At 63.9% G+C, this 14,050-nt stretch carries 15 protein-coding genes; 5 read left to right on the forward strand and 10 right to left on the reverse strand.

Going from position 1 to position 14,050, the window contains the following annotated elements:
- Window position 1: 1 nt before the first annotated feature.
- From phnK to phnN, 3 genes are read left to right on the forward strand one after another with little or no spacing between them, the layout of a single operon-like run.
- Complete coding sequence (gene phnK / locus EG244_RS05545) at window positions 2-778, forward strand: phosphonate C-P lyase system protein PhnK (protein ID WP_124964018.1); 777 nt, start codon at window positions 2-4, stop codon at window positions 776-778.
- Between the two features lie 4 nt (window positions 779-782).
- Window positions 783-1,472, forward strand: a complete 690-nt coding sequence (phnL, locus tag EG244_RS05550; RefSeq protein ID WP_124964019.1) for a phosphonate C-P lyase system protein PhnL — start codon at window positions 783-785, stop codon at window positions 1,470-1,472.
- Window positions 1,462-1,995: a phosphonate metabolism protein/1,5-bisphosphokinase (PRPP-forming) PhnN gene (gene phnN, locus EG244_RS05555; protein ID WP_124964020.1), complete on the forward strand. Its 534-nt coding sequence runs from the start codon at window positions 1,462-1,464 to the stop codon at window positions 1,993-1,995. Before phnL ends, phnN begins: the two co-directional genes overlap by 11 nt.
- Here the strand turns inward: phnN and EG244_RS05560 are convergent.
- Window positions 1,956-2,651, reverse strand: coding sequence for a DUF1045 domain-containing protein (locus EG244_RS05560; protein ID WP_124964021.1), 696 nt, complete (start codon window positions 2,649-2,651; stop codon window positions 1,956-1,958). The two genes, phnN and EG244_RS05560, sit on opposite strands and share 40 nt — an antisense overlap.
- 64 nt (window positions 2,652-2,715) lie before the next feature.
- Here EG244_RS05560 and EG244_RS05565 point away from each other — a divergent pair, with 64 nt between their 5' ends.
- Window positions 2,716-3,852 (forward strand): alpha-D-ribose 1-methylphosphonate 5-triphosphate diphosphatase, encoded by a 1,137-nt coding sequence (locus EG244_RS05565; RefSeq protein ID WP_124964022.1) that lies wholly within the window; start codon window positions 2,716-2,718, stop codon window positions 3,850-3,852.
- On the opposite strand, the gene EG244_RS05570 is transcribed toward EG244_RS05565, so the two are convergent.
- From EG244_RS05570 to ccoN, 7 genes are all read right to left on the reverse strand, one after another.
- Entirely contained in the window at window positions 3,831-5,078 is a 1,248-nt protein-coding gene (locus tag EG244_RS05570; protein WP_124964023.1) for a type II restriction endonuclease, read from the reverse strand. The two genes, EG244_RS05565 and EG244_RS05570, sit on opposite strands and share 22 nt — an antisense overlap.
- Complete coding sequence (locus EG244_RS05575; protein ID WP_124964024.1) at window positions 5,075-5,536, reverse strand: very short patch repair endonuclease; 462 nt, start codon at window positions 5,534-5,536, stop codon at window positions 5,075-5,077. Before EG244_RS05575 ends, EG244_RS05570 begins: the two co-directional genes overlap by 4 nt.
- Window positions 5,529-6,758, reverse strand: coding sequence for a DNA (cytosine-5-)-methyltransferase (dcm, locus tag EG244_RS05580; protein WP_124964025.1), 1,230 nt, complete (start codon window positions 6,756-6,758; stop codon window positions 5,529-5,531). Before dcm ends, EG244_RS05575 begins: the two co-directional genes overlap by 8 nt.
- Before the next feature lie 171 nt (window positions 6,759-6,929).
- Entirely contained in the window at window positions 6,930-7,802 is an 873-nt protein-coding gene (gene ccoP / locus EG244_RS05585; protein ID WP_124964026.1) for a cytochrome-c oxidase, cbb3-type subunit III, read from the reverse strand.
- Between the two features lie 3 nt (window positions 7,803-7,805).
- On the reverse strand, window positions 7,806-8,000 hold the full coding sequence (locus EG244_RS05590) for a cbb3-type cytochrome c oxidase subunit 3 (protein ID WP_124964027.1): 195 nt from the start codon (window positions 7,998-8,000) through the stop codon (window positions 7,806-7,808).
- 11 nt (window positions 8,001-8,011) lie between these two features.
- Window positions 8,012-8,755 carry a cytochrome-c oxidase, cbb3-type subunit II gene (ccoO, locus tag EG244_RS05595; protein ID WP_124964028.1) on the reverse strand — a complete coding sequence of 248 codons (744 nt, stop codon included), beginning with the start codon at window positions 8,753-8,755 and terminating at the stop codon, window positions 8,012-8,014.
- 15 nt (window positions 8,756-8,770) lie between these two features.
- Window positions 8,771-10,378: a cytochrome-c oxidase, cbb3-type subunit I gene (gene ccoN / locus EG244_RS05600; RefSeq protein WP_124964029.1), complete on the reverse strand. Its 1,608-nt coding sequence runs from the start codon at window positions 10,376-10,378 to the stop codon at window positions 8,771-8,773.
- Window positions 10,379-10,638: 260 nt separating this feature from the next.
- On the opposite strand from ccoN, the gene EG244_RS05605 reads away from it, so the two are divergent.
- The gene (locus EG244_RS05605; protein WP_124964030.1) at window positions 10,639-11,490 is read left to right on the forward strand and encodes a universal stress protein; all 852 of its coding nucleotides are present in this window, start codon (window positions 10,639-10,641) and stop codon (window positions 11,488-11,490) included.
- Between the two features lie 195 nt (window positions 11,491-11,685).
- Here the strand turns inward: EG244_RS05605 and ccoS are convergent, their stop codons facing one another.
- Together ccoS and EG244_RS05615 are read right to left on the reverse strand one after the other, a co-directional pair.
- Window positions 11,686-11,844 (reverse strand): cbb3-type cytochrome oxidase assembly protein CcoS, encoded by a 159-nt coding sequence (gene ccoS / locus EG244_RS05610; protein ID WP_124964031.1) that lies wholly within the window; start codon window positions 11,842-11,844, stop codon window positions 11,686-11,688.
- Window positions 11,845-11,848: 4 nt separating this feature from the next.
- Window positions 11,849-14,050: a heavy metal translocating P-type ATPase gene (locus EG244_RS05615; RefSeq protein WP_124964032.1), complete on the reverse strand. Its 2,202-nt coding sequence runs from the start codon at window positions 14,048-14,050 to the stop codon at window positions 11,849-11,851.

Consider the following 14,050-nt stretch of genomic DNA (forward strand, 5'->3'; position numbering starts at 1 on the left):
CATGGCCGCACCCACAGACAACAGCGCACCGCTTTTGCAGGTGTCAGGGCTGACAAAACTTTACGGGCCCCGCACCGGCTGCGCCGGGGTAAGCTTTGATCTTTACCGCGGCGAGGTGCTGGGCATCGTCGGGGAAAGCGGCTCGGGGAAATCGACGCTGCTCTCCTCGCTGGCCGGGCAGCAGCGCCCTGACCGGGGCTCGATCCTCTGGCAGGGCCAGGACGTGCTGTCGCTGCCCGAGACCGGACGGCGGCGGCTAATGCGCAGCGACTGGGCCTATGTGCATCAGAACCCCCGCGACGGGCTGCGCATGGGCGTGAGTGCCGGTGCCAATATCGGCGAGCGGCTGATGGCGCTTGGCGCGCGGCATTACGGCGGGATCCGCGCGAGCGCCCTCGACTGGCTGGCGCGGGTAGAGATCGATGCCGCGCGGATCGATGACCGCCCCTCGGCTTTCTCCGGCGGGATGCAGCAGCGGTTGCAGATCGCGCGCAATCTGGTGACGGGCCCCAAACTCGTCTTCATGGATGAGCCGACGGGGGGGCTTGATGTCTCGGTCCAGGCGCGGCTGCTGGATCTGCTGCGCGGGCTGGTGCGCGATCTGGGGCTTTCGGTGATCATTGTCACCCATGATCTTGCGGTGGCGCGGCTGCTGGCGGATCGGCTGATGGTGATGAAAGATGGCCGGGTGGTTGAAGAAGGGCTGACCGATCAGGTGCTTGATGATCCGCAGCACGCCTATACCCAGCTGCTTGTTTCTTCGGTTTTGCAGGTGTGATGCCATGATTATTGTCAAAAACCTCAGCAAGACCTTCACCCTGCACAATCAGGGCGGCGCGGTGATCCCGGTCATGACGGGCGCGGATCTGCATGTCGGACGCGGGGAATGCGTCGCGCTGACCGGGCCTTCGGGTGCGGGAAAATCCACCCTGATGCGGCTGATCCACGGCAATTACCTGGCGGCCTCGGGGGAAATCCGGGTGGCGGGCCATGCGGTGACCGGCGCCTCTGCGCGTGAGATCCTGGCACTCAGACGCACGCATCTGGGCTATGTCAGCCAGTTCCTGCGCGTCATCCCCCGCGTGCCAACCTCAGGCGTGGTGGCCGAGCCGCTGCTGCGCCTTGGAGTCCCGCGGCAGACCGCCGAAGCGCGGGCGGCAGAGTTGCTTTCGCGCCTCAATATCCCCGAGCGGCTCTGGTCGCTTTCGCCCACCACCTTCTCGGGCGGCGAGCAGCAGCGCGTGAATATCGCGCGGGGGTTTGTGCATGACTATCCGGTGCTGCTGCTCGATGAGCCGACCGCCAGCCTTGACGCCACCAACCGGGAGGTGGTGCTGAACCTGATTGAAGAGGCAAAGGCGCGCGGCGCGGCCATCCTTGGCATTTTCCACGACGAAGCGGCGCGCACGCGGGTCTGTGACCGGCTGGTTGATGTGACAGGCTTCACACCGGGGCTGCGCCATGACGCCTGATCTTGTGGCCGTCGTCGGGCCGTCGGGCGCGGGCAAAGACACCCTGATGGAGGCCGCCTGCGCCGGCACCCCCGGCATCCGCGCCGTGCGCCGGGTCATCACCCGCCCCACAAAGGCCGGAGGCGAGGACTTTGAGGGCATCAGCGAGGCGGAGTTTGACCGCCGCCTGAGCGCCGGGGACTTCGCCCTGACCTGGGCCGCCCATGGGCTGCGCTACGGCCTTCCCAAATCTGAGCTGACGGGGGGCGGGACTTTGCTTTTCAACGCCTCCCGCGCGGTGCTGGAGGAGGCCGCAAGGCTCTGGCCGGGGCTGCGCGTGGTGCGGATCACCGCGCCGCCCGAGGTGCTGGCCGCAAGGCTCGCCGGGCGCGGGCGCGAGGATGCCCAGGATCAGGCCCGCCGCGTGGCGCGGGCCTCATTCGCGCTGCCCGAGGGGATCCGCGCCGTCACGGTGGTGAATGACGCCGATCCCGCCACCGGGCTTCAGCGCTTTCTCGCCGCCCTTGAGCCGGTCAGGGGGTAGCGGTGCAGCAGTTCAAACGGCCCCTCCTGCGGCTCTGCGAAAAGGCAGATCTCAGCGATCTCAAAGGGGCGCGGCAGCACCGGGGCGAACCACTCGCGCAGGAAGGGCACCGCCTCAGCCGCCCGGGGGGTGCCGTCGGTCAGCGTCATATGAAAGCGAAACTCTTCCAGCACATAGGGATAGCCATACTGCCCCAGCAATTCCCTTTGCCGCGGGCTCAGGGTCTCAGGGCGGCGGCGTGCGGTCTCAGCCGCTGTCAGGGCCGCGCGGAAGGGCTCAAGCCGGGTCACGATTTCGCCCGCGACCCCCTCCAGCGCGGCGGTGTCCCCTTCGGGGATCAGCGCCAGAAAGCGGCCGATCTGCGCGAGGCTCAGCCCCGCAAGGGTCACCGGCGCAAGCTCTGCCGCGAGATCCTGCAGCGCCTGATGCAGCCCCGCCACCTCCTGGCCCCCGGCCAGACGGAAGGGCGGCTTCAGCGTGGCGTGAAAGCCGTAGCGGCGCGGCTCACCCGTCAGCGCGGCCACATCAAATCCGGCCTCCGGATGCGGCAGCGCGCGGCCTGCCTCAACGTCGCGCCCCAGCCAGCGGGCGGCGCGGCTTGCAAAGGCCCCGGGCGGCGGCGCGTAATAGACCGCATATCGTTTCATTCCACCCATTGCCTGCCCGCTTCCCATTTTCCGTTCCGTCTCTGCGCCTGACCGTCCGACAGAAAGACTGATAATGACACTTCTTGCAAATGCCACCCTCGTTCTGCCCGGCGAAGTCCTGCGCGGCGCGCTGCATCTTAAGGACGGTCGCATCGCGGCGATCGAACAGGGCAGCCATGTGCCCGCAGGCGCCGAAGACTGTGAGGGCGATCTGCTGATGCCTGGTCTGATTGAGCTGCATACCGACAATCTTGAGCGCCATCTGCAGCCCCGCCCCAAGGTGGACTGGCCGCATCAGGCCGCGATCCTTGCCCATGATGCAGAGCTTGCGGGGGTGGGGATCACCACGGTCTTTGATGCGCTGCGGGTGGGATCGGTCATCACCGACAATAAGACCGGCTATTCAGAATATGCCCGTGCCGTGGCAACCGGGATCCTCGATCTGCGCCGCGAGGGTGCTCTGCGGGTCAGCCATTTCCTGCATCTGCGCGCCGAGGTCTGCTCGGAAACCCTGGTTGAAGAAATGGCGAAATTCGGCCCTGAGGACCGCATCGGCATTGTCAGCCTGATGGATCACACCCCCGGCCAGCGGCAGTTCCGCGATATTGCCAAGCTGCGCGATTACGTCATGGGCAAGCGCGGCCTGTCTGAAGCGGATTTCCAGGCCCATGTCGCAAACCAGCAGGCGATGCGCGCGCGCTTTGGCGATCTGCATGAGAAAATCGCCGTCAGCGAAGCCAGCCGCTATGGCGCGGCGCTGGCCAGCCATGATGACACCACCGCAGAGCAGGTGGCGGTCTCAAAGGCCCATGGCGTCAGCTTTGCCGAATTCCCCACCACGGTTGAGGCCGCAAAGGCCTGCCGCGCAGAGGGGGTTCAGGTGATGATGGGCGCGCCCAATGTGATCCGCGGCGGCTCTCACTCAGGAAATGTCTCAGCAGAGGAGCTGGCGGGGCTCGATCTTCTGGACATCCTGTCGTCGGATTATGTGCCCTCGTCGCTTTTGTCGGCGGCGCTGCATCTGGGCGATCTCTGGGGCGATATGGCGCGTGGCATTGCCACCGTGACCCGCGCGCCCGCAGAGGCCACGGGCCTGCACGACCGCGGCCGCCTTGAGATCGGCACACGCGCCGATCTGCTGCGGGTGCGCCGGATCGGGCGCCACGGCGGGCTGCGCGGGGTCTGGGTTCAGGGCAGACGCGTCGGCTGAGCCTCGGCCTTCACCGAGGCGATGAACTGAGCAAAACTCATCAGCCAGGGCCTCTGCTCGGGGTGGAAGGTGGCATGCAGCGCCTTTGGCAGCACGAGATGCAGGTTATGCGCCTGCATCTCGGCGGTCTGGGCGCGCGAAATCGCGGGCTCCAGCGTCAGAAGATGCTTGTCGGTGATGCGGTCCGCCTCGGCCAGAACCTGCCGCCAGCGGTCTTTGCAGGTGGTTTTCACCGCCAGCATGCGCAGGTTCTCCGCCGGATAAAGCGGGTCTGAATATTCGGCCTCTCCCGGAAACAGGAAGTCGGCGGCGGCGCGTTTCTCGGTCGTGGCCTCACGGCGGTGGCGGATGCCATTGGCCTTGAGGATTTCCTCAATATGATGCGCAAAGGCAAAGCCCGCGCGGGATTTCCGGCGGTTCTGCACGGACAGAGAAAAGCGCAGAAAGCCGTTCACATCGGCCTCGTCACCGATGAGGAAGCCCTCTTTCAGCCGCTCGGCCACCACCTCGCGCTCAAGCCTGCGAAAGAGCGCCTCATCAAGGTCCATCCAGGCCAGCAGCGTGCCATCGGGGTCCCCCACCGGATCGGCCTGGGTCACACAGGCCCGCGCAAAGGCCGAAAATTCATCGGTGCGCGGGAAGGTCAGGCCGAATTTCTTCACCAGCCGCGCGAAGGCCTCGGTCTCGGGGATCTCCGGCTCAATGCCCAGCTCTTCGAGAATAAAGCTCGCGGCAAAATCGATGCCCCGCGCGCCTTCCGTCAGATCGCGCTGCACCAGCGCAAAATCGAGGCTCAGCTCCAGCCCAAAGAGCCAGAGCAGTTTCTGTTCGGTCGAACTGCCGCTCGGGCACAGGATCGCCAGCAGCCGCCCCGAAGTGGTCATGCACAAAAAGAGCGTATCGCCAGGGCGCGCGCGATAGACCACCGGATTGGCGGCATGGGGGTAATACAGGCGGTATTCAGGCGGGCGATGCGGGGTGCGCTTGCGGGTGTTATACCAGGTCCCGGTGGCCTCAATGCGCAAGGGGGCCTCATCTTCGTCGTCCATCCACAGATAGGTGACCGGGATCACCACCTTGTCAGAGGGTGTGCCGAGATAGGTGCGAAAGACGTCAACGCTTTGAAATTCATGCTGCTTTGAGGCGGTGGGATCCACCTCAACCGCCTTCAGCCCCTTGGCCGCCGCACCAATGAAATATTTTGAAAGCGAGCCCCGCGTGATCATTCCGCCCCCCTGCCCGTCAGATCTGTCTCAGGCATCTCGCTGCACAGCCAAAGGCTTAAGCGCTCAATAACCGTCTCAAAGGGCGGGCGGCTGCGCCCGCGCAAAGCGCAGTCCCAGACCCGGGCGATGCGCCAGCCCCCGGCCCGCAAAGCCGCGGCCTGGGCCGCATCCCGGGCCATATTGCCGCCGATCTTGGCCCGCCAGAAGTCTTCGCGCGACTTTGGCCATTTGAACAGCGGGCAGTCATGGCCATGCCAGAAACAGCCATTGATCAACACCACCGCGCGGCGGGCCGGAAAGACCAGATCGGGCTTTCCGGGCAGGGTTTTCACATGCAGCCGATAGCGAAAGCCGCGCGCATGAAGCGCGCGGCGGATCAGCAGTTCCGGGCCGGTATCCGCCCCCCGGATCGCCGCCATATTGCGCGATCTGGTGGGGGCGTCGTGAACGTCAGCCACGCTTCCGCCGCTTGGATGCGGGCTTTGCCATGATCTCCAGGATATGCGGGCGCATGATCCGGGCCACTTCGGCAAAGACCGGAACGGCCACCGAATTGCCGAACTGCTTATAGGCCTGGGTATCCGAGACCGGAATCCGGAAGCTGTCGCCATAGCCCATCAGCCGCGCACATTCCCTGGGCGTCAGGCGGCGCGGGTTCTGCCCCGGGCCACGGTCCACCAGAATCTCTGAGCCGTCCTTATAATACCGCGCCGAGAGCGTGCGGGCGATCGACTGCGCATTGACCAGACCAAAGCCAAAGCCATTGCCCTTGGCCTTATGCTTGGCAGCATAGCTTTGCAGATAGGCCCAGAGCTTGTCGGTCAGGGTGTATTTCGGGCTCACCTCGGCATCGGGGCCAAGGGTGAAATGACCTTCCGGTGCCTCAGTGCCGTTCTGAGGATGCAGCACCGCATTCATCCGCCGCCCGCCATAGGCCGGAAGACACAGGTCGTCCCAGGTGAATTTCACCTTATCGCGAAAGCCCACCAGCACGATCCGCTCCCGGTGCTGCGGCACGAAGTGACCGGCATCAAGGATGCGGAAGTGCAACGTATAGCCCAGGTCCTCGGTCAGCTTGCGCCGGATCACCTCAAAGGTGCGGCCCTTGTCGTGGCTGGTGAGGTTTTTCACGTTCTCCAGCATGAAGGCCGCCGGGCGGTGGTGCTTCAGGATGCGCAGCACATCAAAAAACAGCGTACCCTGCGTTTCATCCTCAAAGCCATGCGCACGGCCAAGCGCGTTCTTCTTCGACACCCCCGCGATGGAAAACGGCTGACAGGGAAAGCCCGCGACCAGCACGTCATGGGGCGGAATATCCTGCGCCTCAACCTGCCGGATGTCGCCCGCCACGGGGCGGTTATCGGGGTAATTCGCCAGATAGGTCTGCTGGGCGTATTTGTCCCACTCAGAGGTAAAGACGCAGCGCCCGCCCGCAGATTCCATCGCGCGGCGCAACCCGCCGATCCCGGCAAAAAGGTCAATAAACGTGAAAGCCGCGCCGGCATCTTCCGCCGGGGTGCGCGCGGCCACCTTCATGCGCAAAAGCTCCAGCACGCCTTCGCGCGGATGCTCTTTGCCACTTTTGAAACGGTAGATATGACCCTCTGAGTAATCAAGAATACGGGCCGCATCAGATACGTTCAGACCCGCCTTCAACAGCAGGTCCTCGAATTCGGTCATCGCACGGGCTCCTTGTGCCCGAGGCGGGCCGCTTCCTGTCGGGGGGAATATTTCTGACATTCTGCCAAAACGCGCCCCAGGCCACAAGGGGCAACCGCCACTTTGCGGGAACAAAAAGGGCCCGGCACTTCTCAGTGCCGGGCCTTTCGTCAAGGGACGCTTTGACTGTGTTTATTCGCCGCCGCCGAGGCTGTGGACGTAGACTGCGACCGAACGGATGTCGGCTTCCGTCAGGCGCTCATTCCAGGCCGGCATCACGCCTGCGCGGGCGTAGGTGACGGTATGGGTCAGCGAGGCAACATCGCCGCCGTAAAGCCAGATCGCATCCGTCAGATCCGGCGCACCCTGGCTGCGGTCACCGCTGCCGTCTTCGGCATGGCAGCCCGAGCAGTTGTCGGCAAAGACCGTCTCACCAGCGGTGGCAAGCGCAGCATCATGCTCCTGCCCCGAGATCTGGCGGACATATTGCACGACGCTGGTGATGTCTTCTTTCTCCAGCATGTCGCCAAAGGCCGGCATCATCGAGAAGCGGGCTTCTTCGCTCTGGGTGTTGCGGATGCCGTGGGTGACGGTCAGGTGGATATCCTCCATCGAACCGCCCCAGAGCCAGTCGTCATCGAGCAGGTTCGGATAGCCGCCGACATTGCCGCCAGCCCCCGAGCCGTGGCACTGCGCGCACCAGGTCTTATAGACCGCGGCACCCGATTGCTTGGCAAAGGACTGCAACTCCGGATCGGTGCCGATTTCCGTCAGCTCGGCCTTCACCAGCTTTTCACGCATCGGCGCGTTCAGCGTGGTGAATTTGTCGATATTCGACTGCAGCTCTTCCACACGGTTGTAGCCAAGGATCCCCTGGGTTGCCCCGTTGATCAGCGGCCATGCCGGATAGGCGATCGAATACAGCACCGCCCAGAAAATCGAGGCATACCAGGTCCAGAGCCACCAGCGCGGCATCGGGTTGTCGAGTTCCTCGATACCATCCCAGGAGTGACCCGTGGTCGGCACTTCGCCGGGCTTGTGCTCTTTGTCGTGATGGGCGCTCATCTGTCACGCCTCCTTTGCGGGCCGGACATGCAGGCTGCCCGGGGTGTCATCATTGCGGAAGATCGACTGCGCGGCCTCGTCATGCACGCTGCGGCTGCCCGGGCGCAGGACCCAGACAAAGACACCGACGAAGAACAGCGTCATGAACAGCAGGTGCCAGCTGTCTGCGAAGTTGCGCAGAAACGCGTAGGTTTCCATCACATCCTCCGTCAGCGGGACAGGTCTGGCTGGAAGGTCGAGAAATCAACCATCGTCCCCAGAACCTGCATGTAAGCGATCAGCGCATCGGCTTCGGTCAGTTTGGCCTGACCGTCGAAGTTGCGCACATTGACCGGCGTGCCGAAGGCGGCCTTGCCGTAACGCTCTTCCAGACCTTCGGCATCCCCCTCAGGATCAACCTGAGCGCGGAAGTCGGCGGTCGCGTTCTCGATCATCGCGGTGGTGTAAGGCACACCAAAGATCGCGCTGGTCGAGAGGAAGTCGGCGACATATTTGCCGTCGATTTCACGGTTAAACAGGAAGCCGTATTTCGGCATGATCGATTCAGGCACCACGGCCGGCGGGTTGCGGAAGTGGTCCTGGTGCCATTCATCCGAATAGCGGCCACCCACGCGGGCCAGATCCGGGCCGGTGCGCTTGGAGCCCCATTGGAACGGACGGTCATACATCGTCTCAGCCGCCAGCGAGTAGTGGCCGTAACGCTCAACCTCATCGCGCATCGGGCGGATCATCTGGCTGTGGCAGGCATAGCAGCCTTCCCGCTCATAGATCCGCTTGCCGGTCAGTTCGAGCGGGGTGTAGGGGCGAACCCCTTCCACCTTCTCGATGGTGTTTTCGATGTAAAACAGCGGCACGATCTGAACCAGACCGCCGATGGTGACCACGATGAAGCTCAGCACCATCAGCAGGGTGGCGTGAGTTTCGATCTTTTTGTGTTTATCAAGAATGCCCATGAGTTTGCGCTCCGATCATTCCGCAGGCAGGAAGTTGTTTGCGTTGACCGGAGCCTTCGCAGGTTGTGCGCGGACCGTCATCCACAGGTTGTAGCACATGATGACACCACCGGAGAGGAACATCAGGCCACCCAGGGCACGGACAACATACATCGGATGTTTCGGCGACACGGTGTCAGCGAATGCGTTCACGAGGAAGCCATTGGCATCCACTTCGCGCCACATCAGACCTTCCATGATCCCGGCAACCCACATCGAGGCGGCGTAAAGCACGATGCCCAGAGTGGCGAGCCAGAAGTGCCAGGAGACCAGACGGACCGAGTAAAGCCCCTCACGGTTCCACAGACGCGGCACCAGGAAGTAAAGCGCACCAAAGGTGATCATGCCGTTCCAGCCAAGCGCGCCGGAGTGGACGTGACCAATGGTCCAGTCGGTGTAATGCGACAGCGAGTTCACGGTTTTGATCGACATCACCGGACCTTCAAAGGTCGACATGCCGTAGAAACCGATCGCGATCACCATCATGCGCAGCACCGGATCGGTGCGCAGCTTGTCCCATGCGCCCGAGAGCGTCATCAGACCATTGATCATGCCACCCCAGCTCGGCATCCAGAGCATGATTGAGAAGATCATCCCCAGCGTCGTCGCCCATTCGGGCAGCGCGGTGTAATGCAGGTGGTGCGGACCGGCCCAGATATAAAGGAAGATCAGCGCCCAGAAGTGGATGATCGACAGTTTATACGAGTAAACCGGACGCTCCGCCTGTTTCGGCACGAAGTAATACATCATGCCAAGGAAGCCTGCGGTCAGCAGGAAGCCCACAGCATTGTGGCCATACCACCACTGGATCATCGCATCCTGAACACCGGCATAGGCCTGCACCGAGGTCGAGCCGAAGATCGAGACCGGCAGGGCCGCGTTGTTCACAACATGCAGCATCGCGATGGTGATGATGAAGGCGAGGTAGAACCAGTTCGCCACATAGATGTGGGGCTCTTTACGCTGCATCACGGTGCCGGCGTAAACCGCCAGCAGACCCAGCCAGACCACAACGATCAGCAGGTCAATGTGCCAGGGCATCTCGGCATATTCTTTGCCCTGCGAGCCGCCGAAGATGTAAGAGGTCGCCGCCATCACGATGATGAGCTGCCAGCCCCAGAACACCCACCAGGCGGTGTTGCCGCCCCAGAGGCGCGTCGCACAGGTGCGTTGCACCACGTAAAAGCCCGAAGCGATCAGCGCATTGCCGCAGAAGGCAAAGATCACCGCCGAGGTATGGATCGGGCGCAGACGGCCGAAGTGCAGATAGCCATGCGCCCAGTCGAAGTTGAGGCTCGGGAAGGCCAGCTGCGCGGCCACCAGAACACCAACGGCAAAACCCACGACGCCCCAGAGGGCGGTCGCGATCACACCTGCACGGACAACGCCGTCCAGATATTCATTTTCATTTACCGGCTCTTTCGCCTCACCCATGTTGCGCAGGAGCCAGATAAAGACCACTGCGGCTGCAATCATGACGGTGAGCGCGTTGACCAGATAAGCCTCGTCGCGCGCATAATTGGCAGCAATCGCGGCGAGCACCGCGATCACGCCGAACGCGACCAGTTTAACGTAATCCCACATTATGCGTCCCTTTGTCTGATCCGGCGCGACACAGCCGTCGCGACAGACGTTATCCGACCTGAACTCCCTGGCGCAGAAATGCCGGGGTCTGCCTTGATCCAGGTCAAGCTCCCGCTTTTCACCGGCGCTAAGGCACCACAGAAACGCGGGAAACTCTGATCAGCTTTGATCTTTGTCAAAGCGTGAAAGCGTGGTGGTGTGCAATGTGACACCTGATCCCGGGTCTGAGCGCCGGGATGTCTTTGTGAAAGGTCAGGATCATGCCCTGTAAAACTCTGCTGACGGTCATCACCGCCCATGCGGCCCGACCCGAACCCGATCTGAGCGCGTTCGAAGCTGCCATCGGGCTGGCGCGCAGCGAAAACGCCCATCTTGAGGCGCTCTGCATCGGGATCGACGACACGCCCTGGGGCTTCTTTTACGGCGACACCAATATCGCGGTGCTGCAGGACGCCCCCGACCGCGCGCTCGAAGCCGCCCGCCTTGAGGAAAAGCGCCTGAAAGCCCGCCTGAGCCGCGAAGATATCCGCTGGAGCGTCGATACCGCGCTGAGCCAGCAGGCCACGCTGAGCACGGTTGTCTCGCAGCGCGCGCGCTTCAGCGATCTGGTGGTGCTCAGCCGCCCCTATGGCGCGGGTCGCAATCCCGTCGATGTCGCCGTGCTGGAGGCCGCGCTTTTTGACGCCGATGTGCCCGTGCTGGTGCTGCCCGAAGGCCAGGCCATCCCGGCCAATCCGGGCCGGATCGTCGTGGCCTGGAACCGCTCGCCCGAGGCGCTGGCCGCGATCCGCGCCGCACTTCCGCTGCTGATCCGTGCTGAAGCCGTGGATATCGCGATCATTGATCCCGAGGACTACGGCCCCGAACGCTCGGACCCCGGCGGCGCTCTGGCGCAGTGGCTGGCGCGTCACGGCGTGCGGGCCGAGATTTCGGTGCTCGCCCGCACCCTGCCCCGCGTCTCGGAGGTGCTGATCCGCCATCTGCGCGACCGTCAGGCCGATCTTCTGGTGATGGGCGCCTATGGCCATTCGCGCTTTCGCGAAGCGATTCTCGGCGGTGCCACCCGCGAGCTTCTGGAAAACGCGCCGGTTCCTGTTCTGATGGCGCGCTGAGCGCAGCGCAGCATCACCGCAGAGCATGACTGCACCCTGCCCCTCGGCAATCACCGGGGGGCACAGGGGCAGCAGATCTGCGGGGCTGGCGCTACAGGTCGCGTTCACGGTCAGAACTCAGTCAGAATTTCAAAACCCCGCCGCCCCCTCTCGGGCCGGCGGGACATGTGTTCAGGGCAGTCTTCCCCTGCCTGTTCAGGGCTTGGGGCGGTCGTCCCAGTCCGGTGACAGGATGCGGTTCGCATCCCCTTTCGGATCATCGTACTGCCGGTTCTTCATCGACCAGAGAAAGGCCACGAGCCCGATCCCGCCCATAAAGAGCGAGACCGGAATCAGGATCGTCAGAACTTCCATATCCTCACCTCGTGCGCAGGGCGTTCAGAGCCACGGTGATCGACGACAGCGACATCGCCACCGCCGCCCAAAGCGGGCTGGCATAGCCCAGAAGGGCCACAGGGACCGCAATCACATTGTAAGCGCCTGAGATCACGAAGTTTTCCTGCATGCGCCGGGTGGCCACTTTCGACAGACGCAAAGCCTCGGCCACCGGGGTCAGATCCTTGCTCAGCAAAACAATATCCGAGGCGACCCGCGCCGCATCCAGCGCCGTCGAGGGCGAGATCGAGGCATGTGCCGCCGCCAGCGCCGCCGTATCGTTCAGCCCGTCGCCCACCATCAGCACATGACGGCCCGCATCGCGCAGACGCTCTACTTCGGCAGCCTTATCCTCGGGGCGGGCCTCTGCGGCCCAGTCCGAAATGCCCAGCCGCCCGGCCAGCGAGGCCACAGCCGCAGGCGTATCGCCCGAGATCAGCTTCACCGTGAGCCCGCGCGATTGCAGCGTCGAGATCAGCTCTTCCGCCCCTGGGCGCAGCGCATCGGTAAAGGTGAAAGCATGGGTCGAGCCATCGGGCAGCATCAGATAGGTCGCGGTCTCAGCGCGTTCTTCCGCGCCGACCCAGGCCGCGCGGCCCAGACGCACGCGCAGACCGTCGAGCAGCCCTTCGATGCCAAAGCCCGGGACTTCGCGCAGATCGCTGATCTGAAGCGGTGCAATACCATCCGCCTCACTGCGTGCCCTCAGCGAAAGGGCCAGCGGATGCGAGGAGGCCCCCGTCAGACCCGCGACCACCGAGAGCACCTCTGCGCTGTGATCGGTGAAATTCACAGGCTCAGGGCGGCCCATGGTCAGGGTGCCGGTTTTGTCGAAAAGAACCGTGTCAACCGCTGCCATCCGCTCCAGCGCCGTGCCGGATTTGATCAAAAGGCCCAGCTTAAAGAGCCGCCCCGAGGCCGCCGTCAGCACCGCAGGCACCGCCAGACCAAGCGCACAGGGGCAGGTGATGATCAGCGTGCCAGCCGCGATATTCACCGCCAGCCGCAGATCGCCGCCCGAAATCCAGAGCCAGGCCATGAACGCGCCAAAGGCCAGCGTATGCACCACCGGCGCATAAAGCCGCGCCGCCGCATCGGCGAGCCCGGTGTAGCGGGTCTTTGCGGTCTCAGCCACCGCCACCAGTTCGGCCATGCGCGAGAGCGAGCTGTCGCGCCCCGCCGCCTCTACCCGCACGGTCAGCGGACCGGTCAGGTTCACCTCGCCCGCGCTGACCACCTGGCCAGGCGCGGCAAAAACGGGAAGCACTTCGCCGGTCAGAAGCGAGCGGTCCAGCTCTGAGGTGCCCGCCACGATCTCACCATCGACCGGCATCCGGCCACCGGGGCGCACCAGCACCAGATCGCCCTTCGCCAGATCGGCGATGCCGACCGTTTCCTCCACGCCCTCCCGCAGCCGGATGGCGCGGGGCACCTCAAGTGCGGCCAGTTCCTGCGCCGCGGACCGCGCCATGGCGCGGGTACGGTGATCGAGCCAGCGCCCGATCAAAAGGAAAAAGGTCAGCATGACGATGCCGTCGAAATAGGCATGCGGGCCGGAGTTCAGCGTCTCAAAGATCGAGATCGCACAGCCCAGCACCATGGCCAGCGCGATGGGGAAATCCATCACCACACGGCCCGCCTTCAGCCCGTCCCAGGCCGATTTAAAGAAGGGCTGCGCACAGAAAATCACCGTCGGAATGGCGATCAGCCCGGCGATGGTGTGAAACATATCCCGCGTGGCATCGGTCGCACCGACCCAGACCGCCACCGACAAAAGGTTCACGTTCATCATCGCAAAGCCCGAGATGCCGATCCGCATGATCAGCTCGCGCCCCTTGCGGTCGTTCTCGGTGCTGCTCAGAAGACCCGGATCAAGCTCATGCGCCTCATAGCCCAGCGTCTTCAGCGGGGCGATCAGATCCGCCGCCGCGATTCCAGGATCGGCCTCCACAAAGACCCGCTTCAGGGTCAGGTTGACCCGGGCGGATTTCACGCCCTCCAGCTTCTCCAGCCCCTTCTCAACGGTCGAGATACAGGCCGCGCAATGCGCCTCCGGGATCGAGAGGGTCAGCCGCGCCGCTTTGGGCTGCGCACGGCGTGCCAGATCCTCCGCGGCGGGCGCTGCGATGCAGGCCGGGCAGGCCGAAAGCGGGATCGGACCTTCGGGATCAGCGGCAAGCGACAT

Origin of the sequence: Falsigemmobacter faecalis (genome assembly GCF_003863335.1) — a bacterium.
In the GTDB taxonomy this organism is placed as follows: Bacteria; Pseudomonadota; Alphaproteobacteria; order Rhodobacterales; family Rhodobacteraceae; genus Wagnerdoeblera; species Wagnerdoeblera faecalis.

What these genes read in the sequence shown, in the direction of transcription:
- phnK (WP_124964018.1), top strand. Translation starts at nt 2, where the DNA reads ATGGCCGCACCCACAGACAACAGCGCACCGCTTTTGCAGGTGTCAGGG.
- phnL (WP_124964019.1), top strand. Translation starts at nt 783, where the DNA reads ATGATTATTGTCAAAAACCTCAGCAAGACCTTCACCCTGCACAATCAG.
- phnN (WP_124964020.1), top strand. Translation starts at nt 1,462, where the DNA reads ATGACGCCTGATCTTGTGGCCGTCGTCGGGCCGTCGGGCGCGGGCAAA.
- EG244_RS05560 (WP_124964021.1), bottom strand. Translation starts at nt 2,651, where the DNA reads ATGGGTGGAATGAAACGATATGCGGTCTATTACGCGCCGCCGCCCGGG.
- EG244_RS05565 (WP_124964022.1), top strand. Translation starts at nt 2,716, where the DNA reads ATGACACTTCTTGCAAATGCCACCCTCGTTCTGCCCGGCGAAGTCCTG.
- EG244_RS05570 (WP_124964023.1), bottom strand. Translation starts at nt 5,078, where the DNA reads ATGATCACGCGGGGCTCGCTTTCAAAATATTTCATTGGTGCGGCGGCC.
- dcm (WP_124964025.1), bottom strand. Translation starts at nt 6,758, where the DNA reads ATGACCGAATTCGAGGACCTGCTGTTGAAGGCGGGTCTGAACGTATCT.
- ccoP (WP_124964026.1), bottom strand. Translation starts at nt 7,802, where the DNA reads ATGAGCGCCCATCACGACAAAGAGCACAAGCCCGGCGAAGTGCCGACC.
- EG244_RS05590 (WP_124964027.1), bottom strand. Translation starts at nt 8,000, where the DNA reads ATGGAAACCTACGCGTTTCTGCGCAACTTCGCAGACAGCTGGCACCTG.
- ccoO (WP_124964028.1), bottom strand. Translation starts at nt 8,755, where the DNA reads ATGGGCATTCTTGATAAACACAAAAAGATCGAAACTCACGCCACCCTG.
- ccoN (WP_124964029.1), bottom strand. Translation starts at nt 10,378, where the DNA reads ATGTGGGATTACGTTAAACTGGTCGCGTTCGGCGTGATCGCGGTGCTC.
- EG244_RS05605 (WP_124964030.1), top strand. Translation starts at nt 10,639, where the DNA reads ATGCCCTGTAAAACTCTGCTGACGGTCATCACCGCCCATGCGGCCCGA.
- ccoS (WP_124964031.1), bottom strand. Translation starts at nt 11,844, where the DNA reads ATGGAAGTTCTGACGATCCTGATTCCGGTCTCGCTCTTTATGGGCGGG.
- EG244_RS05615 (WP_124964032.1), bottom strand. Translation starts at nt 14,050, where the DNA reads ATGTCGCTTGCCGCTGATCCCGAAGGTCCGATCCCGCTTTCGGCCTGC.